Origin of the sequence: Microbacterium sp. 67-17 (assembly GCF_001898325.1) — a bacterium.
GTDB classification, from domain to species: Bacteria; Actinomycetota; Actinomycetes; order Actinomycetales; family Microbacteriaceae; genus Microbacterium; species Microbacterium schleiferi.
In genome coordinates, this window is record NZ_MKTR01000012.1 from 173971 (window position 1) to 200116 (window position 26146).

General features: G+C 66.5%; 25 protein-coding genes, 1 tRNA gene and 1 pseudogene. 12 read left to right on the plus strand and 15 right to left on the minus strand.

The window, feature by feature from the left end; genetic code table 11:
- The first annotated feature begins 1 nt into the window (after window position 1).
- The 4 genes from BGO47_RS04890 to BGO47_RS04905 all read left to right on the plus strand — a co-directional run bounded on the left by BGO47_RS04890 (window position 2) and on the right by BGO47_RS04905 (window position 4618).
- Window positions 2-1657, plus strand: a complete 1656-nt coding sequence (locus tag BGO47_RS04890; protein ID WP_292709098.1) for a DNA repair helicase XPB — start codon at window positions 2-4, stop codon at window positions 1655-1657.
- 65 nt (window positions 1658-1722) lie between these two features.
- Entirely contained in the window at window positions 1723-2415 is a 693-nt protein-coding gene (locus BGO47_RS04895) for a response regulator transcription factor (protein ID WP_228176863.1), read from the plus strand.
- Window positions 2416-2434: 19 nt separating this feature from the next.
- A complete protein-coding gene (locus BGO47_RS04900) occupies window positions 2435-4195 on the plus strand; it encodes a HAMP domain-containing sensor histidine kinase (protein ID WP_292709101.1) in 1761 nt (586 codons plus the stop codon).
- 135 nt (window positions 4196-4330) lie between these two features.
- Window positions 4331-4618 (plus strand): WXG100 family type VII secretion target, encoded by a 288-nt coding sequence (locus BGO47_RS04905; RefSeq protein ID WP_292709103.1) that lies wholly within the window; start codon window positions 4331-4333, stop codon window positions 4616-4618.
- A gap of 66 nt (window positions 4619-4684) precedes the next feature.
- Here the strand turns inward: BGO47_RS04905 and groL are convergent, their stop codons facing one another.
- The 5 genes from groL to BGO47_RS04930 form a co-directional block, all read right to left on the minus strand.
- The gene (groL, locus tag BGO47_RS04910) at window positions 4685-6304 is read right to left on the minus strand and encodes a chaperonin GroEL (protein WP_292709105.1); all 1620 of its coding nucleotides are present in this window, start codon (window positions 6302-6304) and stop codon (window positions 4685-4687) included.
- A 165-nt stretch (window positions 6305-6469) separates the two neighbouring features.
- Entirely contained in the window at window positions 6470-6670 is a 201-nt protein-coding gene (locus BGO47_RS04915) for a cold-shock protein (RefSeq protein WP_228176859.1), read from the minus strand.
- Window positions 6671-6799: 129 nt separating this feature from the next.
- Window positions 6800-7399 (minus strand): LytR C-terminal domain-containing protein, encoded by a 600-nt coding sequence (locus BGO47_RS04920; RefSeq protein ID WP_292709108.1) that lies wholly within the window; start codon window positions 7397-7399, stop codon window positions 6800-6802.
- Window positions 7399-7698 carry a DUF3263 domain-containing protein gene (locus BGO47_RS04925; RefSeq protein ID WP_292709110.1) on the minus strand — a complete coding sequence of 100 codons (300 nt, stop codon included), beginning with the start codon at window positions 7696-7698 and terminating at the stop codon, window positions 7399-7401. The genes BGO47_RS04920 and BGO47_RS04925 overlap by 1 nt, the downstream gene beginning before the upstream one ends.
- A 9-nt stretch (window positions 7699-7707) precedes the next feature.
- Window positions 7708-8718, minus strand: a complete 1011-nt coding sequence (locus BGO47_RS04930) for a DUF2332 domain-containing protein (protein ID WP_292709112.1) — start codon at window positions 8716-8718, stop codon at window positions 7708-7710.
- Between the two features lie 244 nt (window positions 8719-8962).
- On the opposite strand from BGO47_RS04930, the gene msrB reads away from it, so the two are divergent.
- Window positions 8963-9367, plus strand: a complete 405-nt coding sequence (msrB, locus tag BGO47_RS04935) for a peptide-methionine (R)-S-oxide reductase MsrB (protein ID WP_292709114.1) — start codon at window positions 8963-8965, stop codon at window positions 9365-9367.
- A gap of 13 nt (window positions 9368-9380) precedes the next feature.
- On the opposite strand, the gene BGO47_RS04940 is transcribed toward msrB, so the two are convergent.
- The 4 genes from BGO47_RS04940 to ppk2 form a co-directional block, all read right to left on the minus strand.
- The gene (locus BGO47_RS04940) at window positions 9381-10337 is read right to left on the minus strand and encodes a DMT family transporter (protein ID WP_292709116.1); all 957 of its coding nucleotides are present in this window, start codon (window positions 10335-10337) and stop codon (window positions 9381-9383) included.
- A 210-nt stretch (window positions 10338-10547) separates the two neighbouring features.
- Window positions 10548-10623, minus strand: a tRNA-Thr gene (locus BGO47_RS04945).
- A gap of 40 nt (window positions 10624-10663) precedes the next feature.
- Complete coding sequence (locus tag BGO47_RS04950; protein WP_292709118.1) at window positions 10664-11614, minus strand: thioredoxin domain-containing protein; 951 nt, start codon at window positions 11612-11614, stop codon at window positions 10664-10666.
- Between the two features lie 183 nt (window positions 11615-11797).
- Window positions 11798-12706, minus strand: coding sequence for a polyphosphate kinase 2 (ppk2, locus tag BGO47_RS04955; RefSeq protein WP_292709120.1), 909 nt, complete (start codon window positions 12704-12706; stop codon window positions 11798-11800).
- A 154-nt stretch (window positions 12707-12860) separates the two neighbouring features.
- Here ppk2 and BGO47_RS04960 point away from each other — a divergent pair, with 154 nt between their 5' ends.
- The 3 genes from BGO47_RS04960 to BGO47_RS04970 all read left to right on the plus strand — a co-directional run bounded on the left by BGO47_RS04960 (window position 12861) and on the right by BGO47_RS04970 (window position 16348).
- Complete coding sequence (locus BGO47_RS04960; protein ID WP_292709122.1) at window positions 12861-13709, plus strand: NAD(P)-dependent oxidoreductase; 849 nt, start codon at window positions 12861-12863, stop codon at window positions 13707-13709.
- A gap of 142 nt (window positions 13710-13851) precedes the next feature.
- On the plus strand, window positions 13852-14955 hold the full coding sequence (ugpC, locus tag BGO47_RS04965) for a sn-glycerol-3-phosphate ABC transporter ATP-binding protein UgpC (protein ID WP_292709123.1): 1104 nt from the start codon (window positions 13852-13854) through the stop codon (window positions 14953-14955).
- A 79-nt stretch (window positions 14956-15034) separates the two neighbouring features.
- Window positions 15035-16348, plus strand: a complete 1314-nt coding sequence (locus BGO47_RS04970) for a DUF4032 domain-containing protein (RefSeq protein WP_292709125.1) — start codon at window positions 15035-15037, stop codon at window positions 16346-16348.
- Between the two features lie 11 nt (window positions 16349-16359).
- Here the strand turns inward: BGO47_RS04970 and BGO47_RS04975 are convergent.
- From BGO47_RS04975 to BGO47_RS04985, 3 genes and pseudogenes are all read right to left on the minus strand, one after another.
- A pseudogene (locus tag BGO47_RS04975) lies at window positions 16360-16999 on the minus strand (NAD(P)H-binding protein).
- 110 nt (window positions 17000-17109) lie between these two features.
- A complete protein-coding gene (locus BGO47_RS04980) occupies window positions 17110-18420 on the minus strand; it encodes a dihydrolipoamide acetyltransferase family protein (protein WP_292709127.1) in 1311 nt (436 codons plus the stop codon).
- Window positions 18420-20594 carry an alpha-ketoacid dehydrogenase subunit alpha/beta gene (locus BGO47_RS04985; protein WP_292709129.1) on the minus strand — a complete coding sequence of 725 codons (2175 nt, stop codon included), beginning with the start codon at window positions 20592-20594 and terminating at the stop codon, window positions 18420-18422. The genes BGO47_RS04980 and BGO47_RS04985 overlap by 1 nt, the downstream gene beginning before the upstream one ends.
- A gap of 168 nt (window positions 20595-20762) precedes the next feature.
- Between BGO47_RS04985 and BGO47_RS04990 the strand changes: the two genes are divergently transcribed.
- Window positions 20763-21287: a VOC family protein gene (locus BGO47_RS04990; RefSeq protein WP_292709131.1), complete on the plus strand. Its 525-nt coding sequence runs from the start codon at window positions 20763-20765 to the stop codon at window positions 21285-21287.
- Window positions 21284-21979, plus strand: a complete 696-nt coding sequence (locus BGO47_RS04995; protein WP_292709132.1) for a GntR family transcriptional regulator — start codon at window positions 21284-21286, stop codon at window positions 21977-21979. The genes BGO47_RS04990 and BGO47_RS04995 overlap by 4 nt, the downstream gene beginning before the upstream one ends.
- A 33-nt stretch (window positions 21980-22012) precedes the next feature.
- Here BGO47_RS04995 and BGO47_RS05000 read toward each other — a convergent pair whose 3' ends face one another.
- Window positions 22013-23041: a 2-dehydropantoate 2-reductase gene (locus BGO47_RS05000; RefSeq protein ID WP_292709134.1), complete on the minus strand. Its 1029-nt coding sequence runs from the start codon at window positions 23039-23041 to the stop codon at window positions 22013-22015.
- A gap of 143 nt (window positions 23042-23184) precedes the next feature.
- Here BGO47_RS05000 and BGO47_RS05005 point away from each other — a divergent pair, with 143 nt between their 5' ends.
- Window positions 23185-23496, plus strand: coding sequence for a Dabb family protein (locus tag BGO47_RS05005; RefSeq protein ID WP_292709136.1), 312 nt, complete (start codon window positions 23185-23187; stop codon window positions 23494-23496).
- Complete coding sequence (locus BGO47_RS05010) at window positions 23493-24557, plus strand: alcohol dehydrogenase catalytic domain-containing protein (protein WP_292709138.1); 1065 nt, start codon at window positions 23493-23495, stop codon at window positions 24555-24557. Before BGO47_RS05005 ends, BGO47_RS05010 begins: the two co-directional genes overlap by 4 nt.
- Before the next feature lie 36 nt (window positions 24558-24593).
- Here the strand turns inward: BGO47_RS05010 and BGO47_RS05015 are convergent, their stop codons facing one another.
- Both BGO47_RS05015 and BGO47_RS05020 read right to left on the minus strand, forming a co-directional pair.
- The gene (locus BGO47_RS05015) at window positions 24594-25280 is read right to left on the minus strand and encodes a helix-turn-helix domain-containing protein (protein ID WP_292709140.1); all 687 of its coding nucleotides are present in this window, start codon (window positions 25278-25280) and stop codon (window positions 24594-24596) included.
- Window positions 25281-25367: 87 nt separating this feature from the next.
- Entirely contained in the window at window positions 25368-26075 is a 708-nt protein-coding gene (locus BGO47_RS05020; protein ID WP_292709142.1) for an SDR family NAD(P)-dependent oxidoreductase, read from the minus strand.
- Window positions 26076-26146: the final 71 nt, after the last annotated feature.

Genomic DNA, 26146 nt, shown 5'->3' on the forward strand with positions numbered 1-26146 from the left:
TATGGCTGACGGCCCTCTCATCGTGCAAAGCGACCGGACAGTGCTGCTGGAAGTGGCACATCCGGATGCCGAATCCGCACGCCACGAACTCGCGATCTTCGCCGAACTCGAGCGCGCTCCGGAGCACATCCACACGTACCGCATCACACGGCTCGGCCTGTGGAACGCGCGGGCGGCCGGACACACCGCCGAAGACATGCTGGGAACCCTGGACCGGTGGACACGCTTCCCGGTGCCACCGTCGGTCGCGATCGACATCCGCGAGACCGTCGGGCGCTACGGACGCCTCGTGATCGAGCGTGACACGGTCGCGGGATCCGACGAGCCCGCGCTTGTGCTCCGGTCGACGGATGCCGCGGTGCTGGCCGAGGTCACGAAGAACAAACGCATCCACCCCCTTCTCGTGGGCCATCCCTCCCCCGACACGTACGTCATCGATGCCTGGGCGCGCGGGCAGATCAAGCAGGAGCTGCTGAAGATCGGCTGGCCCGCCGAAGACTTCGCGGGCTACACACCCGGCACGCCGCATCCGATCGACCTCGCCGAGCAGGACTGGCACCTGCGCCCGTACCAACGGCAGGCCGTCGACGCGTTCACCGACGGCGGCTCGGGAGTGGTCGTGCTCCCCTGTGGGGCCGGAAAGACGCTCGTGGGAGCCGGGGCGATGGCCGACACGAAGACGACGACGCTGATCCTGGTCACCAACACGGTCAGCGCACGGCAGTGGCGCGACGAGCTGCTCAAGCGCACGAGCCTCACTCCCGAAGAGATCGGCGAGTACTCGGGGCAGGCCAAAGAGGTCAAGCCCGTCACGATCGCGACCTACCAGATCCTCACGGCCAAGCGGAAGGGACAGTACGCGCATCTGGCGCTGCTCGATGCCCTGGACTGGGGTCTCATCGTCTACGACGAGGTGCATCTGCTGCCCGCCCCCGTGTTCAAGCTGACCGCCGACCTGCAGGCTCGTCGACGACTGGGGCTCACGGCGACGCTCGTGCGCGAAGACGGCCGCGAGGGCGATGTGTTCAGCCTCATCGGCCCCAAGCGGTTCGACGCCCCGTGGAAGGAGATCGAGTCGCAGGGCTTCATCTCCCCCGCCGCCTGCTACGAAGTGCGCGTCGACCTGCCGGCCGGCGAGCGGCTCGAGTACGCGGCGGCGGCGGATGACGAACGCTACCGGCTCGCAGCCACCGCCCCCGCGAAGATCGGCGTGGTGAAGGATCTCGTAGCCCGGCACGCCGGCGAACAGACCCTCGTGATCGGACAGTACCTCGACCAGATCGACGAGATCGCGCGGGCGCTGGATGCCCCACAGATCACGGGCGCCACCCCGGTCGATGAGCGCGAGGAGCTCTACCGCGGCTTCCGCGAGGGAAAGATCCCCGTGCTGGTGGTGTCGAAGGTCGCGAACTTCTCGGTGGACCTGCCCGAGGCATCCGTCGCCATTCAGGTGTCGGGGTCGTTCGGGTCCCGGCAGGAGGAGGCGCAGCGCCTCGGCCGGCTTCTGCGCCCCAAGCAGTCGGGCAACACTGCCAGCTTCTACACCCTCATCGCCCGCGACACGGTCGACCAGGACTTCGCTCAGAACCGGCAGCGGTTCCTCGCCGAGCAGGGCTACAGCTACACGATCCTGGATGCCGACAAGCTCGCTGCGTGACAAGGGAAACCGCCGATCCGCGCGATATCCAGCATCCACACCAGCGGAATCACGATAATGGGGGCATGAGCGCACCCCGCATCCTCGTCGTCGACGACGAGCCGAACATCCGAGACCTGCTGATGACGAGCCTGAAGTTCGCCGGCTATCAGGTCAAGGCAGTCGCCAACGGCGCCTCGACGATCTCGGCAGTCCTCGAAGAGGAACCCGATCTCATCCTGCTCGACGTCATGCTCCCCGACATGAACGGCTTCAGCGTCACCAAGCGCCTGCGCGGCGCCGGGTACACCGCCCCGATCCTCTTCCTGACAGCCAAGGACGAGACCGAAGACAAGATCACGGGTCTGAACGCCGGCGGAGACGACTACGTCACCAAGCCCTTCAGTCTCGATGAAATCGTCGCACGCATCCAGGCCATCCTGCGTCGCACGATGCAGACCGACGAAGAGTCCGTCATCCGCGCCGGAGAGCTGACGATGGATCAGGACACGCACGATGTCTCGGTCGGGGATGTCTCGATCGACCTGAGTCCGACAGAGTTCAAGCTGCTGCGCTACCTGATGCTCAACCCGAACCGTGTGCTCTCGAAGTCGCAGATCCTCGACCACGTCTGGGAGTACGACTTCAACGGGGATGCCGGCATCGTCGAGAGCTACATCTCGTACCTGCGGCGCAAGATCGACCCGTACTCATCCGAGCCGCTCATCCAGACCAAGCGTGGATTCGGCTACATGCTGAAGGCGGGCAAGTCGGCGTGAGGCATCCGTCGGAGTCGGCGTGAGCACAACGTCAGACAAGACCGACGCCGTCACCGGGTGGTGGCGCAGCCTCAGCCTGCGCGCCAAGGTGACAGGCGTTGCCGTGTCGATCCTGGCTCTCGGGCTGATCGCGACCGGCATCGGCACGACGGTGTTCCTGCGCAGCCAACTTCTGGCGAGCGTCGACACGCAGGTGTCGCAGCTCGCGGGCGCGGGCGTGAGCGCACTATTCGACATCGACCTTCTCGCTGATCCCGCCTTCGTTCCGAAGGCCGAGTCGGTTCCGACCGATTACTTCGTCGCCATCTACAACCAGGATGGGGACTTCATTGCGAGCGCCGGCGGCGGACGACAGATCAATGAGCCCGACTTTCCCAGCGAATACCTGCCGACCGAGACCTCGGTAGCCCAGCAGCAGGAACCGTTCACGATCCCCGGAACGATCCCGGGCACGGAATTCCGCGCGGCATCCGCTCTCATCGAGGTCAAGGGCACCACGGTCTTCTACACGCAGATGATCGCGGTTCCGCTCACAACGGTGACTCAGACCCTCGCGACCTATCTCGGCATCTACAGCATCCTCTCCGTCATCACCGTCGTGCTCGGCGCCATCGCCATCCGGCTGCTCGTCACGCTCGCGTTCCGGAGCCTCACCCAGGTCGAGAACACGGCGATGGAGATCGCGGCCGGCGATTTCGGTCAGCGCATGACAGACATCGCCCCCGGCACCGAGGTCGGCAGACTCAAGACCGCGATCAACGCCATGCTCGGGCGCATCGACGCAGCGCTGGCCCAGCGAGATGCCACGGTGCGCCAGATGCGCCGGTTCGTCGGCGACGCGTCGCACGAGTTGCGGACGCCCCTGGTCACCGTCCGCGGTTACGCCGAGTTGTACCGGATGGGGGCCATCCGCACCGACCAAGACGTCGCGCAGTCGATGGAACGGATCGAGAAAGAGGCCATGCGCATGGGCCTGCTCGTGGAGGATCTGCTGGCCCTTGCCCGGCTCGACGAGCGCCGAGACATCGAGTTCGCCCCGGTCGACCTGCGACCGCTCGCGCGGGACGCAGCCCTCGATGTTCGCGCCGCCTCCCCCCAGCGGCCGGTTGCGGTCATCGACACGACCATCGTCGAACCGACTGAAAGGCCGGCTCCGCAAACCGAAACCAACACCCTCGAGACGCCCAAACGCCCACGGTCGGCCTTCAGCCGCGCCGGCTCCATCCTGCTGCGTCGCCGCCCGAGAGACGCGCGCGGCACGGCACCGACCACCGAGCAGATCGTCATCGGGCCCCTGGACCTCGGGCCGTCGTCGTCGGCGCCGGTTGCGCTCCCCCCGATCGTGCTCGGCGAAGAGAACCGCATCCGACAGGTGATCACGAACCTCATCGGAAACGCTCGCCGGTTTACCGCTGAGGACTCCCCCATCGAGCTTCGCATCGGGGTGGATGCCGCGGCGCAGTCCGGCTGGATCGAGATCGTCGACCACGGTGAAGGGGTGCCTGACCAGATCAAAGACAAGATCTTCCAGCGGTTCTGGCGCGCCGACACCTCGCGCACGCGAGAGACCGGCGGATCTGGTCTCGGGTTGTCGATCGTCGCCTCCATCGTGGAATCGCTGCACGGCTCGGTCCGGGTGATGGACACCCCCGGCGGCGGCGCAACGTTCCGCGTCGGGTTCCCCCTCGCGAGGCACATCGATCCAGCCGAGCACGCGTTCCTCGAAACGCAGCCCCTGGACCGACTACCCGCTGATCTACGGAGCGAACCACCGGCCTGAGCCGCGTCGACCTCGAGGGGCTCCTCCCCAGGATGCTCAAACCGGTGGCCTGTGCGAGCGTGATAGTCGGCCGGCGATTCGGCTAGAGCCGCGACCGTACCGTGTCGTCAACACTCACGACACCGGGAGGTTCCTGTGGCCATATATTCCGTCGACAGCGATGCAGTGCTTGCCGCAACGGCTGGTGTGCGGGCCACCGCAGACCGCGTTCGCGCCGAGACGCACACCATGCTCGCCCAGCTCACCGGCCTGCAATCGCACTGGACCGGCGCAGCATCCCTTGCCTTTGCCGGCGTCATCGACCAGTGGCGAGCAGCCAACGCTCAGGTCGAAGAGGCCCTGGGCGCGATCGGGGTCGCCCTCGAGGCCGCGGGCCACCAGTACGCGGATGCCGAGCAGATGACCCTCGGCCTGTTCCGCTGATCGCACCAGAAACGACCGAAGGCCCCTCCACACGGGAGGGGCCTTCGGCGTGAAATGCAGCCAGACTCAGAAGTCCATGCCACCCGACGGGTCGGCGGGCATGGCCGGAGCCTTCTCGGGCTTGTCGGCGACAACGGCCTCGGTTGTGAGGAACAGCGCGGCGATCGACGCGGCGTTCTGCAGAGCCGAGCGGGTCACCTTGGCCGGGTCGATGATGCCCTGCGCGAACAGGTCACCGTACTCACCGGTCGCGGCGTTGAGGCCGAATCCGGGCTCGAGCTCGGAGACCTTGTTGGCCACGACACCGGGCTCCATGCCCGCGTTGAGGGCGATCTGCTTCAGCGGCGCCTCGATGGCAACGCGCACGATGTTCGCGCCCGTTGCCTCGTCACCGGTCAGCTCGAGAGTCTCGAACGCCTTCTTGCCTGCCTGGATGAGAGCGACGCCACCACCGGGGACAATGCCCTCCTCGACGGCTGCCTTCGCGTTGCGAACGGCGTCCTCGATGCGGTGCTTTCGCTCCTTGAGCTCGACCTCGGTCGCAGCTCCGGCCTTGATGACGGCAACGCCACCGGCGAGCTTGGCCAGACGCTCCTGCAGCTTCTCGCGGTCGTAGTCGCTGTCGGTGTTGTCGATCTCGCGACGGATCTGAGTCACGCGACCCTCGATGAGCGCGGCGTCGCCGGCACCCTCGACGATCGTGGTCTCATCCTTCGTGATGATGACCTTGCGGGCGCGGCCGAGGAGGTCCAGCGTCGCGTTCTCGAGCTTGAGGCCCACCTCTTCGGTGATGACCTGGCCACCCGTGAGGATCGCGATGTCCTGCAGCTGAGCCTTGCGGCGGTCGCCGAAGCCGGGAGCCTTGACGGCAGCCGACTTGAAGATGCCACGGATCTTGTTGAGCACGAGGGTAGCGAGAGCCTCACCCTCGACATCCTCAGCGATGATCAGGAGTTCCTTGCCGTCCTGGATCACCTTGTCGACGATCGGCAGCAGGTCCTTGATGCTCGAGATCTTCTGGTTGGCGATCAGGATGTAGGGGTCCTCGAAGACCGCTTCCTGACGCTCGGGGTCGGTCACGAAGTAGGGGTTCAGGTAGCCCTTGTCGAAGCGCATACCCTCGGTCAGCTCGAGCTCGGTGCCGAACGTGTTCGACTCCTCGACCGTGACAACGCCTTCCTTGCCCACCTTGTCGATGGCCTCGGCGATCAGGGCGCCGATCTCGGGGTCAGCTGCAGAGATCGACGCGGTAGCGGCGATCTGCTCCTTGGACTCGACTTCCTTAGCACCAGCGAGCAGCTCATCGGTGACGGCCTTGACGGCCTTCTCGATGCCCTTCTTGAGCGAAATCGGGTCGGCGCCGGCCGCGACGTTGCGCAGGCCCTCGCGCACGAGCGCCTGAGCGAGCACGGTTGCGGTCGTGGTGCCGTCACCGGCGACGTCGTCGGTCTTCTTGGCGACTTCCTTGACGAGTTCCGCTCCGATCTTCTCGTACGGGTCGTCGAGCTCGATCTCCTTGGCGATCGAAACGCCGTCGTTCGTGATGGTGGGGGCTCCCCACTTCTTCTCGAGCACGACGTTGCGGCCGCGGGGGCCGAGCGTCACCTTGACGGCGTCGGCGAGGGTGTTCAGGCCGCGCTCGAGGCCGCGACGGGCCTCCTCGTCGAAAGCGATCATCTTTGCCATGTGTGTCGTCCCTCCCGGACGGGGCTAGGTCTTAGCACTCACCGATCTGGAGTGCTAACCCATTCTGGCACTCGCCCATGGGGAGTGCAAGCCGCGCGCGACGAAGACGACGAAGAGACGGATGCCGCGGCATCCGTCTCTTCGGAAACTCAGTCGACGCGGTCTCTAGACCACGCGGACCGACTCCGCCTGCGGGCCCTTCTGGCCCGTCCCGACGGTGAATTCGACCTTCTGTCCCTCTTCGAGAACACGGAAACCGGTCATGTCGATGTTCGAGTAATGGACGAACACGTCTTGACCGTCATCGACGGTGATGAAGCCGTATCCCTTCTCGGCGTTGAACCACTTCACGGTGCCTTGGGCCATGGGTACTCCTGATGCTGGTAGGACACCGTCATCGTATGCACCGGAATCGACCCGAAACGATCGCCGGGCGAAGTATTGACACGCGCGTCTTCACCTTGTTACGGCCCGGAAACACGCGGGCCGCGCCGGTCAGTTCGTCGGCTCGGCAGTGGGGACACCGGCCGCGGTTCGGTCGAGGCCGATGACGATCGTGAGTTGCTTCGTGGCGCCTTCGTCGGCCTCGGTCGCGGGGTCGTCGGTCGGCTGATAAATGGTGCTTTGCGCAACCGCGGCCCCGCCGATGACGTTCGCGAGCCCCAAGGCGGCCGCGTAGTCGGCGTCCGTCGCGTAGTAGACCGTCGTCTCGGGGAAGTCGTCGGTTCCGGCCTGCCCGGCCAGAACGGTCTCGGGGACCCACCCGGCTGCGATGAGCTGGTCTTTCAGCTGCGTGGCAAGCCCGGTCTCGGGCGTCGCGTTGAGGATCAGGATCGAATAGGACGTGTCGACGACGGGGTCCACCGTGACCGTCGGGGTGGGTTCGGGAGCGGGTTCAGGAAACAGCACGATGCGCCCCGAAACCACGAACATTGCGAAGATACCGACAGCGATCAGGATGACGGTGGCCAGCGCCGCCCAGAAGAAGACGACTCCGCCGCGCATGTGTGGCTGCTCCGCGCGGTGCGCACCGACCCGACCGACGTCCTCGGGCAGGTCGTCGAATCGATCGCGCGGGAACTCGGAGGTCGGCATCAGACGATCGTACCGATGCCGCCTACCGAAACCGTGCGTGTCCGCCCGGCAGAGTCCCCGCTCGCTGGACCGGAGCGCTTGCTTCCCCGGGCGTTCTCCCGGAGCCTGCGCAGTCGTCCCATGAGCAGCGGGTCGTATGCCTGCGCATCGACCGAATCCAGCATCCGCACCAGCAACTGGTAGTAGCGGGCCGGCGACATACCTAACGTCTGGCGGATCTGCTCTTCTTTTGCCCAGCCGCGAAGCCGACACGACGACTCGAAGTCGAGGATCGCGCGCTCACGCTCGTTCAGGGGCACGGTGAGAGGTTATCGGCGAGCGCCGACATCCGGTGCGCGCCACTCCACCCACGCGCCGAGTGGGTCAACGACGGCGAGCGCGCGCTCGTCCATACCCAAGACGAAGCCGGGCCAACTCGCGGCATCCGCACCCCAGCGGTCGTGAAGCCCAGGCGGATCGATCGAGAGCCAGTGCGTGCCGGGGCGGGCGGAGCGAACTGCGTCTATGTGGTTGCAGAGCTGCATGCGTCCGGCCCGGGCGATGTGGGGCAGCACCCCGGGCGTGGTCACGACCAGCGTGGCGTCGCCGGGTGCTTCGGCTGCAAGCTCCGCGAGGATGCCGTCGGCGATGGCGTCTCCTGACATGAGCGTCGGGGGTTCCCCACGCACGACGTCGAGCGCCGCGACGATCCGCTCGCGTCTCCCCTCCTCCCCCGGCCAGACGAGCGAGGTCAGAAACCGTCGGTCGATGTCGGATGCCGCGTCCAGTGGCGCAAGGTCGATACCGGCACGCCACACGACCTCCGGCAGACGCAGACGTGGCAGGCCCCGGGCGCCGCTACGAAGCACAACGGGCGATGGGCCACCGGCCGGGTCGAGGTCCTGTCCGTTCTCGTACCGGTAGGAGTATCGATCGGGGTAGAGACACAGTCCCGCGCTCGCGCCGACCTCGAGGAGCGCGATCGGGCCGTCGATGAGGCTCAGCGCCGGCAGGAGAGCCGCGCATCGCAGCGGCTCGTTGGTCTGCAGCCCGCGCGCGACGCACTCGGCCGCGACCTCGTCGATGTTGGCCGCCAGCCACTGCGCCCACGCCGCGTAGCCGCCCTCCGCCGCTCCCAGCATCCTGGTCACCGCGAACACGAGCGGAGGCTGTCGCCGATCGGCGGGGATACGCGCGAGCAGCAGCTGCGTGTCAGTATCGGCCGCCACACCTGAGGCCCATTCCTCATACAGATCAGAGCGGCCCGGCGCTTCCTCGGCCGCGAAACGGCGGTATCGCTCAGCGACGCGGCCGGCCTCGGCATCCGGGGATGACACCATGCCCCCATTCTGGAACAGGCCGCATCCGGTCGGTGCCGCATCCCGGGTCACCTCCCTCGTCCTATCCCTCGTCGCAACGGCGAACGACACGCACGACACGCCGGCAGCGGATGCCACGAGCCGGGGTGTCGCACGGATGCTGCGCCGTTGCGACCGAGGCTGGCGCGCCGGATTCACGGCCAATCTGCGACGTCGAGCGGAACAGTCCGTCACGACTTCGTGTTGACTTGGGTAAGGAGGAACAATGTCCTATCGCACCGAGAAGTCCGAGTCCGAGTGGCGCGCAGAGCTCAGCGCCGATCAGTACGCGGTGTTGCGCGAAGCAGCAACCGAGCGTCCCTGGACCGGTGAGCTGCTCGACGAGAGTCGCGCCGGCCTGTACGCCTGCGCCGCCTGCGGAAACGAGCTGTTCAAGAGTGGCACGAAGTTCGACTCGCACTGCGGGTGGCCGAGCTTCTACGAGTCGGTTCGCCCCGAAGCTGTCGAACTCATCGAAGACCGCACCCACGGCATGGTGCGCACCGAGGTGCGGTGTGCGCAGTGCGGCTCCCACCTCGGGCACGTCTTCCCCGACGGGTTCGGCACGCCCACGGGCGACCGCTACTGCATGAACTCGATTGCGCTGACCTTCACACCCGAAGAGTCCTGACGGCCCGCCGGCCTCACGCTCGCGCCCCGGGCCGCGCGTGAGGCCACGGCACGACCACGATGGCAACCGATACGACGGCGACGAGAGCCACCAACACCTCGTGTCCCAGGCCGGGGCTCGCCGGCGCCGGCCAGATCGCATCCAGAACAAGAGCCGTCGCGAGCTGCCCGACCACCGAGCCGAGCACGAGCAACAGGACGCCCGTCCGGCGCACAAGAGCAGCAGATAGCAGGATGTAGCCGACTCCCAGCGCTCCGCCCGTGTAGGGCCACGGATCGCTCGGCCACCGCTCAGGCAACCCGACGACCGCAACGTGAACGGCAGCGATCAGCACGAGTGCGATCGTTCCGCCGACGAAGTTGACCGCCGTCGCAGCTATCGCTGAGCCGGTCGCGCCGCGAAGCCGACCGTTCGTGGCCTGCTGCCAGGCAACGCCGCCCCCGGCGAGGAACGGCAAGAGCAGCATCCACCAGGGAACGCCAGTGAGGTTTCCGCCGGTCACCGATATCGCCACGGCGAGAAGGGCGACGGCGCCGCCGACGACGCGCCGAATCGTGACCGGCACCACGCCGGACGGACCGTAACCGATGCGGTCGATCACGACGCCGAAGACGATCTGACCTGCCACGAATCCGACCGTGAACAGGGACACACCGATGATGCCCGCGGTGATGCTCTGGCTGGACACTGTGAAGGCTCCCGCAAGGCCGCCCGCCAGCATCCACCATCGGATGCCGCCACCGCGGATGCCATCACGCAGCGCGCCGAGCCCGCGGCGGCCCGCGGGCGTGAGTGCGGCGATGACGGCGATGAGCACGAGGCCGGAACCGAACGAGAACGCCGCTGCGAGAGTGCTGTCGTCAATGCGGTGACCGAGTTGCCCGTTCGCCCGAACCTGGAGCGCCGTGAGCGCACCGACGAGGGCAGTACCGAGGAGCCCGAGGGCCGTCGCTGCTCTGCCGGACGTCACCGGTTCATTCTGCCGGACGGGGCGCGTGTGGAGCCGACGACGGGACGTGAACCCGTAACCGCCCGATGACAACGTCCGGTCGGCATCCGAATACGGCGCCCGCTAGACGGAGAAGAGTTTGGAGCCGACGACGGGACGTGAACCCGTAACCGCCCGATGACAACGTCCGGTCGGCATCCGAATACGGCGCCCGCTAGACGGAGAAGAGTTTGGAGCCGACGACGGGACTTGAACCCGTAACCGCCCGATTACAAGTCGGGTGCGCTACCAATTGCGCCACGTCGGCAGAGCGCCCAGTCTATCGGGGCGCCGAGGTGCTCCCCGTCTCAGGGGGTGGGCGTCGGTGTCGGCGACGGGGTCTGGTAGTACGCGTCGGAATCGATCGTCAGCACGAACTGGGCAAACTCTTTCGGGTTGTCGAGCGCACCCACGTAGACGGATCCGTTGACGAGCACGAGCGGTGTGCCGGTGAGCTGCACGCCGTCGGTGTCGGGGATCGCCTCGACCGCTCGTTCCGTTGCCTTCTTGGCCCACGAAAGGAAGTCGCCGTTTTCGATGCACGCCCGCACGACCTTGGGGCTTGAAACACCGGATGCCTGCGCAATGTCGGCAAGTTCGGTGTCGGAGTATCCGTCCGCGTCGACATCCGGCTGCTGCTCGAGCAACGCATTGTTGAACTTGAAGAACGCTTCGGGGGCGTGGGTGGCAACGCATGCGGACGCCGCCGCGGCGCGCAGTGAGTACTTCGTGCCGTTGGACTTCGCTGTGAGCATCGCCACCGGGTAGTAGGTCAGACTGACCGCGCCCTCGTTGACCCACGTCGACAGCTGCGCCGCGTTGGCAAGCTGGAACTCGGCTGAGCCGGTCGAGAGGTAGTCGACGTAAACCCGGATCTCGATCTCGGGAGCCTCGGTGGCGACTGGGGTCGGCTCGGGCGTCGCAGTGGTTGTCGCGCCGGCCTCAGTGGAGGTGCTGTCATTGACGCCCTCCTGCGCGACGACCAGGCCACCGACGTCGGTCACGGCGAATCCGTCGGCCTTGGCGGCGGCGGGGCTGAGCGCGCTCGTCGATGTGGTCGATGTCACCGCCCAGGTAACTGAGACGGCGATGACAGCGACGACAGCGACGATTCCCACGCCGATGATCCCGGCACGGATGCGGCGCGCTCGCGTCTGCTTCGCGTGAACCAGCTGCGCTTTCTCGCGGACCGCCTCGCGACGGTCGCGAGCCTCGGGCGCCGTAGGCTGCTCGCCGCTGGGCGTCTGATCGCTCGACATGAAACCTCTTCACACAACAGGGGTCGGGCCGTACCCGACAGGGGGCCGTGCTGACGGCCGGGGGGTGCCGCTCAGGTGACGACCACCGCCCACGATGCTAGCCAGAGAGCCTGGGAAAAGCCCAGACATGACGCCCGTTCCGGTGTGATTTTCCCGGGAAGCTGCGCGGTTCGGACGCAGCGACTACTCGTCGGCATCTTCCTGTTTACCGCGCATCACCAGCAACGGGTCGGGCGTTCCCACGACCTCGAGATCCTTGTCGTCGTAGTCGAACTGCCCGAGGAAGAACTTCATCGCGTTGACCCGAGCGCGCTTCTTGTCGTTGGAGCGGATGATCGTCCAGGGCGCGTACTTCTTGTCAGTACGGCGGAACATCTCCTCCTTCGCGACCGTGTACTCGGTCCACTTGTCCAGCGAGGCGATGTCCATGGGCGATAACTTCCAGCGGCGCACCGGGTCGAGTTGACGCAGCGCGAACCGCGTGCGCTGCTCGGTGCGCGAGACCGAGAACCAGAACTTCGTCAGATGGATGCCGGATTCCACTAGCATCCGTTCGAAGGAGGGAGTCTGCTCCATGAACGTCTCGTACTCGGCATCCGAGCAGAACCCCATGACCCGCTCGACACCGGCTCGGTTGTACCAAGACCTGTCGAACATGACGATCTCGCCGGATGTCGGGAAGTGCTGGATGTAGCGCTGGTAGTACCACTGTCCCTGCTCGCGATCGCTGGGCTTGGCCAGCGCCACGACCCGCGCAGATCGGGGGTTGAGGTGCTCGGTGAACCGTTTGATCGTGCCGCCCTTCCCGGCGGCATCCCGCCCCTCGAACAGGATGATGGCCCGGCCACCGGTGTCGTCGAGCCAGTACTGGAACTTCAGCAGCTCGACCTGCAGGCGATACTTCTCGAGCTCGTACTCGTCGCGGGTCATGCGGTCGGCGTACGGATACCCCTCCTGCCACGTGTAGACGGGATTGCCCTGGGGGTCGATCAGGTCGGGGTCTGGGGTGTGCCCGTCGCGCACGGTGTAGCCGTTCTCGCGCAGGTACTCGATGTAGGCCCGCATATCGCCGGCGGGGACGTTCTCGAACATGGCAGCCTCCGACGGCGCGGTTCGCATCGTCCGCGCCGTGTTCGCATTCTCACCCACGAGAGGGCGAAGCACGAGCCGTGGCGCCACGTCGGGGTGAACATCAGGTGACGATCGCACCCGCCGCCCCCGCGATCGGCCGTGTAAGGCTGGGGTCATGAGAATCGTGGTGACCGGCTCGACCGGAAAGCTCGGAAGCGTTGTCGTTCGGGAGCTGAGCGCAGCGGGGCACGAGGTGATCGGTTTCGATATCGCGGGCCGCCCTCAGCCACGCTTCCTGCAGGTCGACCTCACTGACTACGGGCAGGTGGTCGATGCGCTCGCGGGCCTGGGCGACCGGGATGAGCGCGCACTGGATGCTGTCGTTCATCTCGCCGCCATCCCGGCACCCGGCATCCGCTCCGAGGTGGCGGTCTTCCACAACAACATGGCGGCGACCTTCAACGTCTTCTGGGCGAGCGTCAGGCTCGGCATCCGACGCCTCGTGTACGCCTCCAGCGAGACCGTTCTGGGCCTGCCCTTCGACGTGCCGCCGCCGTACGTTCCGGTCGACGAGGAGTACGAGCCGCGCCCCGAGAGCGTGTATTCGCTCGTGAAGACCCTCGAAGAGCGGATGGCGCGGGAACTGGTGCGGTGGCATCCCGATCTGTCGATCACGGCGCTTCGGTTCTCGAACGTCATGGTTCGGGAGGATTACGCGGCTTTCCCCGGCTTCGATGATGATGCACGGGCGCGCAAGTGGAATCTGTGGGGCTACATCGACGCGCGCGACGGCTCGCAGGCCATCGAGCGTGCGCTCGAGGTCGCGCCCATCGGATTCGAGCAGTACATCATCGCCGCCGCCGACACCGTGATGTCGCGTCCGAACGCCGAGCTGCTGGCCGAGGTCTTCCCCGACGTACCGGTCGCTCGCGAGGTCGGCCCGAACGAGACGCTGCTGTCGATCGAGAAGGCGAGAAGGATGCTGGGGTACGCGCCGCAACATTCCTGGCGCGACGGTCACTGACGGCGGGGCCCGCTCGGTGGCCGCTCCCAGGTGGGAGTGGCATACTGAGCGATGCGCCCGATGACGGGCGTGCGGGCCAAGCCCCCGCTCATCCTCACAACGGATCGTCCGGCACGTACCTGCCGGTGAAGGAGAAGAAGAAATGGCGTCAGTCACCTTTGACAACGCAACCCGCCTCTACCCTGGCGGAACCCGCCCGGCAGTCGACAAACTCAACCTCGAAGTGGGCGACGGCGAGTTCCTCGTTCTGGTCGGCCCCTCGGGTTGCGGTAAGTCCACCTCGCTGCGCATGCTCGCCGGCCTCGAAGAGGTCAACTCGGGCCACATCCGCATCGGCGAGCGCGACGTCACCGACGTTCCGCCGAAGGACCGCGACATCGCGATGGTGTTCCAGAACTACGCGCTGTACCCCCACATGACGGTCGCCGAGAACATGGGCTTCGCCCTGAAGATCGCCGGCGTCAACAAGGATGAGCGCGCCTCGCGCGTTCTCGAGGCAGCCAAGCTCCTCGACCTCGAGCAGTACCTCGACCGCAAGCCCAAGGCCCTCTCGGGTGGTCAGCGTCAGCGTGTCGCCATGGGCCGCGCCATCGTGCGTCAGCCCCAGGTATTCCTCATGGACGAGCCGCTGTCGAACCTCGACGCGAAGCTGCGTGTGCAGACCCGTACGCAGATCGCGTCGCTGCAGCGACGCCTCGGCGTCACGACCGTCTACGTGACCCACGACCAGACCGAAGCCCTCACGATGGGTGACCGGATCGCGGTCCTCAAGGACGGCATCCTGCAGCAGGTCGGCAGCCCGCGTGACCTGTACGAGGCCCCGAAGAACGTGTTCGTCGCCGGCTTCATCGGCTCCCCCGCCATGAACCTCTTCCCGGTCGACGTCGTCGAGGGCGGTGTCAACTTCGGCACACACCTGGTCCCTGTCGAGCGCGATGTGCTCGCCAAGGCCACCGGTAAGGAGCTGACGATCGGCGTCCGCCCCGAGGACATCGACGTGTCCCCTGCCGATGGCAAGGGCCTCTCGGTGGTCGTGGACCTCGTGGAAGAGCTCGGCGCCGACGGCTACCTGTATGGCCACTCGGAGATCGACGGCAAGCGGACGGACATCGTCGCTCGCGTCGACGGCCGTAACCACCCGAACGCGGGCGAGACCGTCGTGTTGGCGCCGATTCTCGACCACGTTCACCTGTTCGACATCGAGTCGGGCGAGCGCTTGTCCGAGAAGGCCGTCGCCTCGGCCTGATCACCACTACCTCGTGACGGCGCGGATGTCTCAGACGTCCGCGCCGTCACGCACGTAAGCCCCGGATGCGGAGAAACGGATGTCGTCCACGCAGCTCTCGATCACCGCGAGCACCGTCGACCCTGGCCTTCTGACCCTGCCGTGGTCGGTGCCGCTCGTGGAGTGGCCGTCCGAGACGATCGTGTCGCTCCCGAAGGGCATCTCACGACACACCGTGCGGTTTGCGAGTCTGTCGGGCCGTGTGGTGGCCATCAAGGAGACCACCGAGGAGATGGCGCGGCGTGAATATGACATGCTCGGCAACCTCGACCGGCTGGATGCGCCGTGCGTCGACCGTGTTGCCGTGATCGCCGGGCGCCGTGACGAGAACGGCGAACCGTTGCCGGCTGCCCTGGTGACCTCTCATCTGAAGTTCTCCCTCCCCTACCGGGCGCTGTTCACGCAGGTCCTGCGACCGACAACGGCAACCCGCCTCGTCGACGCCCTCGCGGTGCTCCTGGTCCGCCTCCACAACGTCGGATTCTTCTGGGGCGACGTGTCGCTGTCGAACACACTCTTCCGCCGCGATGCTGGAGCCTTCGCGGCGTACCTCGTTGATGCCGAGACCGGTGAGCTGCACGAGAGCGGGCTCACGGCAGGGCAGCGCGAGCATGACCTTGACGTGGCGCGCACCAACATCGCCGGCGAGATCATGGATCTGGAGGCCGGGGGGCGTCTTGAGGGCGGGGTGGATGCCGTTGAGATCGCCGACGGCATCATGAGCGCTTACCGGTCGCTGTGGCGCGAGCTCACCGAGATCGAGACGTTCGAAGCGCGCGAAGCCTGGCGCATCACCGAGCGCGTCGAACGACTCAACGAGCTCGGCTTCGATATCGGCGAGATGTCGATGCAGACGACAGCCGACGGTACCCGAGTGTCCATCCAGCCGAAGGTCGTGGATGCCGGACACCACCAGCGTCGCCTCATCCGTCTCACCGGGCTCGACGTCGAGGAGAACCAGGCTCGGCGACTGCTCAACGACCTCGACGAGTTCCAGGCGCGCGGCTCACGCGCGGGCGATGACGAAGAGATGGTCGCCCACGAGTGGCTCACCCGGGTCTTCGAGCCCGTCATCCGGGCAATCCCCTTCGACCTGCGCTCCAAGCTCGAACCGGCTGAGGTGTACCACCAGTTCCTCGAGCACCGGTGGTACATGTCGCAGGCCCGCGGGCAGTCGGTCCCCGTTGCCGAGGCCGTCACCAGCTACATCGACGATGTGCTGAGATTCCGCCGCGACGAAGCAACGGTGATGGGCCCGCCCACCGACACCCTCGCCATCCCGATCGTGACGGATGCCATCCCGATCAGTTCCAGCCCGTCAACCGGTCCGACCGACTGGCGCGACCTGGTCTGAGATGCGTCGGCTCAGTAGCCGACGGTGAAGCGGCCGCGCACGTGCTGCGGGTTCTCGATCTCATCGAGCACCGCGACGGCAAGGTCGGCTCCCGAGATGAAGGATTCGCCGTCGGCATCCGTGACGATGACGTCACCGCCGGTGCGGTAGGTCCCCGTGCGCTCCCCCGGGTTCCACGCGCCGAAGCCACCGGCCGGGTGGATGAAGAACCAGTCACGACCAGAGGTGTCGGCCTGCAGATCCTCCAGGATGTCGATGGCCTCCTGCGCTTCGGGTTTGAACTCATCGGGGGAAGCCGCTGTCGATCACACGCGGCCCACCGGGAGCGACGAGGCTCCCACCTGCGCCACCGATGATGCCGATGCGCACGTCGCCGGGGAGCACCGACAGCAACTGCTGGATCGCAGGGCGCACCTTGCCGAGCATGTCTCCGCGACCGGGGATCGCGCCTACGATGACATCGACGCCTGCGAGCTCCGCAACAAGACCCGGGATATCGAGCAGGGTCCCCTCGATGTACGTGGCACCGTGGACCCGCTCTGCCGGCGCGACCCGCGCGACGGAAACAACAGTGTGACCGCGATCAACCGCTTCCTTCACGATGTGTGATCCGGCGTAGCCGGTTCCTCCGAGTACTGCGATGCGGGCCATGGTGATCCTTCCGTCGATGGAGCGGCAGAGGGCCGCCCGGGGAACCAACCCCGGGCACTGCTCGCCGTACTCCATCTTCGCGCGGATGCAAGTCCCGCGCGAAGCAGCACTCAGATGAGGATCGAGACCGGGTTCTCGATCCGGCGCTGGAAAGCGGTAAGCCATTGCGCCGCCAGAGCACCGTCGAGCACCCGGTGATCGGCCGAGAGCGTCACGGTCATCATCGTGGCGACCTCGATGGTGTCATCAGCACCCACGACCGGCCGTTTCTCCGCCACACCGACAGCGAGGATGCCTGCCTGGGGTGGGTTCAGGATCGCGGAGAACTCGCTGATCCCGTACATCCCGAGGTTCGACACCGAGAACGAGCCGCCCTCGAGTTCGTGCTGCTTGATCCGCCCGGCCCGGGCACGGTCGGCGAGGTCACGGACCGTGGCGCTCAGTTCGCTCAGCGGCATCCGATCGACTCCGCGCACGACGGGTGTGAGAAGACCCCCGTCGACCGATACTGCTACCGCGATGTCCACCGAAGAGAACCGCCGCGTCGCATCGGGTGTCCAGATCGCGTTGGCTTCGGGGACCTCGCGCAGCGCAGCGGCGACAGCCTTCACGACCAGATCGTTGACCGACACCTTGCCGACGTCTGCCGCGTTGATCTGGCGACGCAGCTCGAGCAGCGCGTCCACCCGGCAGTGCGCGACGAGGTAGAAGTGCGGCACCGTCGTCTTGCTTTCGGTCAGTCGACGCGCGATGGCGCGCCGCATACCGGTGTGGGGGATGTCGGTGGACGGCGCGTCCGTGGATGCCACCACAGGCGCCGCTGCAGGTTCAGCGGCCTCGGAGACGGCGGGGGCGCCGTCGAGGTCGCGCCGCACAATGCGTCCGTTGGGCCCCGTACCCTCGATCGTGGCGAGGTCGATCTCTCGCTCGCGTGCGAGGCGCCGAACCAGGGGCGTTGCGAAGATCCGCGCTTGCGAGGATCGGGCACCGGCCGATCCATCGCCGGGCTCGAGGTCGACAGATGCGGCCACTCCCGTCTGCGTACCTGCCTGAGCAGCATCCGCGGAGCGTGTCTGCTGCGGCGGCGTAGCCTCGGGCATCGTCTCATCCTGCGCTCCGTCGACCGGCCGTGACCGCGCGTTCAAGGCTCCCGCGGCAGCGATCGCCTCATCTGCCGATTCACCGGGCGCCCCGAGAACCGCGATCGACGAACCAACACTCGTGGACTCGCCCTCGGCGATGAGAAGAGCGGCAACGACGCCGGCTTCCTCGGCCTCGTATTCGACGACGGCCTTCTCGGTCTCGATCTCGGCGATGGGCTGCCCCTTGGCTACCTCATCGCCGACGGTGACCAGCCACGTTTGCACGGCGGCGACTCCTGTACCGGTGGCGATCTCGGGCATGCGGATGATCGTCGCCATCATCGGCCTCCCCACGCGGCACGGACCCGGTCGAGCCCGGCGATGACCTCCTCGGTCCGCGCGATGGCGGCGCGCTCGAGCACCCGGGAGATGCTGGGGCTCGCTTCGCCTCCCGTCACTCGCTCGACGGGCTGGTCGAGCCAGTCGAACAAGCGGCGCTGGATCTCGTCGGCAAGCCACGCACCGTAGGAGGTGCCGCGAGCGCCCTGTTCGACGATGAGGACGGCGTTCGTCTTGCGCACACTCTCTTCGATGGTCGTCCAGTCCAGCGAGGCTCGGTCGAGCCATCGTAGGTCGATGACCTCCGCGTCGATGCCGGTCTGCTCGACGGCCTCGAGCGTGTGCCCGACCATCGAGAGGTAGCTGAGGATCGTGACGTCCGACCCTTCGCGGCGCACCGCAGCATGACCGGGGGGCAGAATGCCGTCGAGCTCCCCCTCGGGCACGGCGGATGCTGTGTTGTACAGATCGACGTGTTCGATCACGAGCACCGGGTCATCCAGCGCGAGCGCCGCGTTCATGAGACCGACGTAGTCCGCCGCGGTCGAGGGCGCAACGATCCGCCATCCGGGTGCGGTCGCGAACAGACCAGCCGGATCCATCAGGTGTTGCGAGCCGTATCCCGACCCCATCGCGACCTTGGTTCGCAACACGAGCGGAACAGGGTTGTCCCCGCCGAACATGTGCCGCGCCTTGCCGACCTGATTGAAGACCTGGTCAGCCGCCACCCACATGAAGTCGGGATACATGAACTCCACGACCGGTCGGAACCGCCCGTCCAGCGCCAGTCCACCAGCGAGCCCGAAGAAGCCGTTCTCACTGATCGGTGTACCCACGACCCGATCCGGGAATCGATCCGCCAATCCCTTCGTCGCGCCGTTCGTCCCGCCCTTGAGTCGGTGGACATCCTCACCGAGCACCACGATCCGCTCATCGGTTTCCATCCGCCGGGCCATGACCTCCGCAACGGCGTCGACGAACGTGATCTCGCGTGTCGCCGGCGCGTCGAGGATGGGCAGATCCGCCAACTCACTGGCATCCCCGCGGATGCCGACATCGACGAAACTCGGATCCGGCCACAGCTCGGGGCGGATGCGGCGCCGCCCCTCCCGCTCGGGGTCCGCCTCGACGAGCACAGCGACCGCTGCATCCATCGCCACCTGCGACCGGGCGCGCAGCTGCGTCACGTCGTCGTCGGTGATCTGACCGAGCTTCTGCATCTCGGCAGCGACCCGGGTCAGCGGATCGCGATCACGCCACTGCGCTTCCTCCTGCTTGGTGCGGTAGCCGAACGCGCTCCCCGGGTAGGGCCCGTTCTGATGGAAGTAGCGATAGACCTCGGCCTCGATGATGGTGGCGCCCCCGCCGGCGCGCATGGTCTCGGCAGCCTCGACCATCGCGAGGTGGACCGCGAGCGGGTCCATTCCATCGACCCGCCAACCGGGGATGGAGAAGCCCTGCCCCCGCACCGAGAGTCGCGTGTCAGCGGTGATCTCGTCCACGTGCGTCGACACCGCGTACATGTTGTTCTCGATGAAGAAGCAGACCGGCAGCTTCCACGCAGAGCCGAGGTTCATCGATTCGAGCACGGAGCCGATCTGGCTCGCGCCGTCGCCGAAGTAGTTCACGGTCAGATCGGTCGTACCGGCGTGCTTCTGGGCCCATGCGTTGCCCGTGGCCATCGGTGCGCCTCCGCCCACGATCGCGTTGGTACCGAGGGCTCCAGCTTCGAACCACTGCAGGTGCATCGATCCCCCGCGCCCACGACAGTAGCCCTGTGCCAGCCCCAGAATCTCGGCGAGCGTGCGTTGCAGAACCGTCTGGATCTCGGGCGTGACCGGATCGCGGGGGTCGATCGCGGCTCCGGAGACGTGCGTGAGCGCCTTGGCGAGGAACTGGTGGTGGCCGCGGTGTGAGCCGTTCACGGCATCCGTCGAGCGAAGACCCACGATCGATCCGACCGCGCCGCCTTCCTGGCCGATGCTGGAGTGCGCCGGTCCGTGGACAAGCCCTTCCGCGGCGAGCGCGAGCACGGTCTCTTCGAAAGCCCGGATGAGGTGGAGTTCGGCGAGCATCGTCCCGAGCAGAGCTGGATCGGCAGCCTTCCAGTCGGCGGCGGTCGTCGTCAGCTGAATCCAGTCGGTGCCGGTTTCCAGTCGTCTGCGTCGCGGCATTTCGCCCATCCTCGCGTCGTTGCGTGTTCAGACCGTGTGTCTGCTGAGACTGTACGGCTGATTGCATCCAATCTCAAGCTTGAGCGCCAGGAATCGGACTCCTCATTGAGCAGCACCTGTGAATCTGGATACAATCGGGCCGCGGCGCCTGTGAGCAAGGAGGTTCTCATGGCCCTCCCCGGAGTTCGTGGGCTCGACCACGTCGGGTTCACCGTTCCCGACCTCGATGAGGCCCACGCGTTTCTCGTGGATGTCCTCGGCGCGATCCACGTGTACACCCTGGACGCCAAGCGGTCGGACGACGACTGGATGGCTGTTCACCTCGGCGTGCACCCGCGTACCGAGATTCGCGAGATCCGCTTCTATCGCGTCGGCTGTGGAACCAACCTCGAGGTGTTCCAGTACGACAGCGCCGACGGACAGGCCCCACAGCCACGCAACAGCGACATCGGAGGTCACCACCTCGCGCTCTACGTCGACGATATGGATGCCGCCGTGAGCTATCTGCGTGAGCACGGCGTCGAGGTCATGGGCGATCCGGTCGCGAGCGCCGGAGCATCCGCCGGTCAACGGTGGCTCTACTTCCGCAGCCCCTGGGGGATGCAGTTCGAGCTCGTGAGCTTCCCGACCGGCAAGGCCTACGAGGCCACGGCGGCGACCCTCCTGTGGCACCCGAAGGATCCCGCCCGATGACCGCCGCGTCGCCGGCGATCGACGGGCCACGCAGCCGCGACGGGGATGCTCACGCGCGCATCGCCGACGGCATCCGTCGCGGGATCATCGACGGCACTCGACCTCCCGGCAGCCGCATCCTTCAGGAGGATCTGGCTGCACGATACGGCGCGAGTCGAGTGCCGGTGCGCGAGGCGATCCGACAACTCGAATACGAAGGGTTGCTGACGGTCGTCCCCAACGCGGGAGCCTGGGTGTCGACGATGACCCTTGCCGAGTGTGAAGAGATCTATCGGATGCGCGAGCGCCTTGAGCCGTTGCTGTTGTCGTACAGCGCCCCGCGCCTCTCCGACGACGAGATCGGCGCGCTGGCCGAACTCGCGGACCGGATCAGTGACACCGGCGACGACACCGACGCCTTCCTCGAGCTCGACGCTGCGTTTCATCACGCCAGCTATTCCGCGGCCGACACGTCTCACCTCACGGACTTGGTGGTGCGACTGTGGAATCTCACTGCGCCGTATCGGCGCAGCTATGTCTCATCGTGGACTCCCGACGCCCGCCGGATCGCCCACGAGGAGCATCACCTCATCGTCGCGGCCCTGCGCGATCGTGACACCGAGGAAGCCGAACGTGTTCTCGGTGGACACATCCGCCGCACGCGCCGCCAGCTCGCCCGGACTCCCGAGATCTTCGCGCTCAGCGCCGGCTGACTCTCGCCGGCACACGGCGAGGCAGCGGCAGCATCACTGGTCGAGCGCTTCGCGCATCGTCGCCAGGTGCGACAGGTCCGGCGAGATCTCTCCTGCCTCGATCCGGTGGGCCAGCTCGACGACCCGGGCGTTGACGGGGGTACGGATGCTGTGAGCAGCCCCGCGCGCCACGACGTGCCCATTGAGGTCATCGACCTCGCTCCGGCGCCCTTTTCGCCAGTCCTGTAGGACCGTGGTGGTGGCGCCGGGTACGACAAAGCTCGCGAACAGCTTGTCGGTCATGATGTCCACGATCCGCCCCGGATCGCGGATCTCGTCGGCGTCCAAACCGAAGATGGGCAGAACCGAGTGGCCCTCAGCAGCCCCCACCGTCAATGCCTCGTTGCCCGCGGCGATCATCACGTCGCGAAATCCCGGCGTGTGCAGAGCGTCGAGCATCGGGAGACCCAGGATCGCCGAGGTTACGAGCAGGGTGCTGTTGCTCACGAGCTTCATCCATTTCGCCGCGAGTATGTCATCGAAGACCTCGACGGCGCCCGACAGCCCAAGGATCCGAGCCAGCTCCGGGATGCGGTGAGCCGGCCCTCGCTCATCGAGGGTGCCGACGGCGAACCACGAGCGAGAGGCGGGAGTGTGTCGATGCACGACGCCCGGGTCAGTCATCGTCGCGGAGCACTCGATAACACAGCCGAGCGTGCGCTGGGGCCCCACGGCTTCAGCGATGACTCCCGCAGTCATCCCGTTCTGAACACCGACCAGGATGCCGTCGTCGGCGAGGTAAGGCTGAATGAGTGTGCTCACCCACGGGGCGTCGTACGCCTTCACGAGCATCAGGACGACATCGAAGCGATCGCGAAGCTCTGCCACCTGGCAGAAGTGACGCACATCGGGCTGGACATGAATCTCACCCTCGGGGCTGATGATCTGCAACCCATCGACCCGCATTTTCTCGACATGAGCTGGCCATTGTTCGATGAGCGTTACGTCCTCGCCCGCGCCGATCAGGTCAGCACCGATCGATGAGCCATTGGCGCCAGCACCTACAACCGCGATTCTTGTCATCACTGACCTTCCCGTCACCTGCGCCGGAACACTCGCACGATACAGCAGCGGCGTACATTTGCGCCCTGGAGGCCTCGAAGAGGTCACCATAGACTGCTAGTGTTCACTAATACTGGACACTATCAGCGTAGAGAGCGGACAGCATGATCCTCCACCTCGCATCCTTCCGATGGGTCGACAGCGTCACCGACGAGGACATCGACCGGCTGACGGCGGCCCTGACCGCGATGGCGGCACAGATCCCCGAGCTGCGGTCCTATGTCGCAGGTCCGAATCTCCATCTGCGCCCCGGCGGAATGGACTACGCCGTCGCCGCGGTCGTGGATGACGAGGCGGGCCTGCATGCGTACCTTGACCACCCAGCGCATGCTCAGGTCTATGCCGACCTCATGGGTGGCATGCTCGCCGACCGCGCGGCCGCGCAGCTTCCGCTGACCGAGGGCAGCCTGGCATGAACGCCATGCGCGCGGCAGTCCTGCACGATGTGCATGACCTTCGCATCGACGATGTTCCCATCCCCTCCCCGGGCCCCGGCGAGGTGCTCATCCGGGTCGGGGTGTGCGGTGTCTGCGGGTCAGATGCCACGGAGTTCGGACGCGGGCTGGTGCTCGCCCGGCCGCCGGTCACCCTCGGTCATGAGTTCGCCGGCACCATCGAGCAGGTCGGTCCCGGAGTCTCCGAGCTGACGGTCGGCGCAACCGTCGTCTGCGGCGCCGGTCTCTCGTGCGGCGAGTGCAAGATGTGTCGTTCGGGGCGCACGAACCTGTGCACGTCGTACACAACCTTGGGCTTCCACCACAACGGGGGCCTCGCCGGGTACGTCGTCTGCCCTGCCGAGATCGTCTGGGATGCTTCAGCCAGCGGGCTGACCCTCGACACGCTCGGCCTCGCGCAACCGATGGCGATCGCCGTACACGCGGTCCGGCGATCCGGCCTGCAACCGGGCCAGGATGCCGTTGTCGTCGGCGTGGGTGGCATCGGTGCCTTCATCACATACGCGGCGGCGGCGACGGGCGCGCGGGTGCTGGTGACAGACCTCAACGCACCGCGACTGGAACTGGCGCGAGCTCTCGGCGCTGCCGACACCGTCCAGGCGGGAGGTCAGAGCCTGCGCGAAGCACTGGGCGAACGCGGGATTGTCCCAGACGTCTTCTTCGAGGTGTCCGGGTCTGCGCCGGGACTCGCGTCAGTCCTCGACGCTGCCAGCCCCGGCGCAACGATCGTTCCCGTCGGCATCCAGCGCGGCGAGCCGGCATTGCCGCTCGGCTCGTGGACCCTGCAGGAATACACGATCGTCGGCACCGTGGCTCACGTGTACCGGGACGACATCCCCGAAGCAGTTCGGCTGCTTGCTGCGCGCGGCGACTGGACGGATGTGGCCGCTGACGTCCTCCCCCTGGATGAGGTCGTCAACGGAGCACTCCAGCCGCTGCTCAGCGGCGCGCCGGGCCAAGTCAAGACACTGATCGATCCGTGGACCGAGGGTCGCAGAGCAGCCGTTCACGGCCACTCATAGGCCTGACGCAGGGGACCAGCCCAGCAGTCATCTACGTCAGGGCAGCCGTTCCATTGCGCGCAGCACATCAACGGCAGATGCCGGCGCGCCGGGCTGGGATGTGACCCCGGGGGCTACTGGCAGCGCCTCGTTGTGCGGCCTCCGCCCGAATACGAACCAGACCCCTCGGGCAATGCTGTCCGAGTGGTTCACGAACAGGTGCGGCCGCATCGAGTCGAAGCTCAGGGAATCGCCCGGGTGCAGCACGTAGGTGTCGAAATCCAGCTGCAGCGTGAGCTCGCCCTCGAGAAGGTACGCGTACTCGACTCCCGCGTGGCGCATGAGCCGGTCCTCCACGGAACTGCTGGCGCCGGGCTGGTATGTCACCAGCAGCGCATCGGCAGGACCTCCGGGAACACTGGCGAGCTTCTCCCAGCGAACGCCGTTCTCCATCTCGATCACCGGGTACTCGGCAGCGCGCCGGACAGTTGACGCATCCGGTGGTGTGGGAACTGGCGCAACGGGTGAGGGACCCGCAGTGGGAACGTTGCCGACCAGCTCGTCCAACGACACTCCGAGGTGGTTGGCCATGGCAAACAGCGTCGAGACCGACGGCTGCGTCTTGCCGATCTCGACCTGCGAGATCAGCGACGCCGATACGCCGAGAGCTTGCGCCAGCGAGCGAAGGCTCATGCCCTTCGCAGTGCGCACCTCGCGGAGCTTGGCTCCCAGGCCCTCGGTCATGATCTCCCACCAGCGCAGCCACTGGTCAGCCGCGAACGTCCGCTCATTCTAGGGCAGGACCTACGCACAGCCGTGGACCGCCGCGTCCTACATCAGCACCGTCCCGCGGTCGACCGGCAGGTTCACCGCCGAAACGCCTCGGTTGCGCAACAGGAATTGGGTGGCATCGACCACATCGGCCATCGTCGCGAGTTTGCCCCCCGGAGTGTGTTGTTCGTACTGCTCCAAGACACCTTCGGGCTTGGATGCCCAGAACGGGCTGTCGCCGATGATCCCCGGATGGATCGCGTTGACACGGATCGGGGCGAGTTCGAGCGCCAGGGTGTTGATCAGGCCCGTGACGCCGCCGTTGATGGACGAGACGGTGGTCGACCCTGGATACGGCAGATCCTTCGCGCGTCCACCGAACAGCACGATCCCCGTGTCGACGGTCGGCGCCATCCGGTCCAGGAGCGCTCGAACGGTTGCCGAATACCCGACAAGTTTGAGAGTGACCAGGCGGACCGCACGATCGATGTCGTAGTCGCGGATCGAGTTGGCATCCCGTTCGATAGCCGCGAGGACGAGCCCGTCTACCCGGTCGATGCCGGCGAGCTGGTCTGCGATGCTGTGCGGCTCGGAGATGTCCAGAGCTACACCGATCGCGCCCTCGCCGAGGCCGCGCGCGATCTCCTGGGTGCGGCCGAGATCGCGTCCCGTGATGACGACCTTCTCTCCCCGCGCGAGACAGTCCTTGGCGATCTCGAGTCCAATGCCGGATGTTCCGCCGACAACGACGATGGTCCGTTCACTCACGGTCTTTCCTCACGCTCTCTTCGCGCCAACCAAGTGCAACTGGACATCAGTGTCCAGTAGGGCTTTACTTG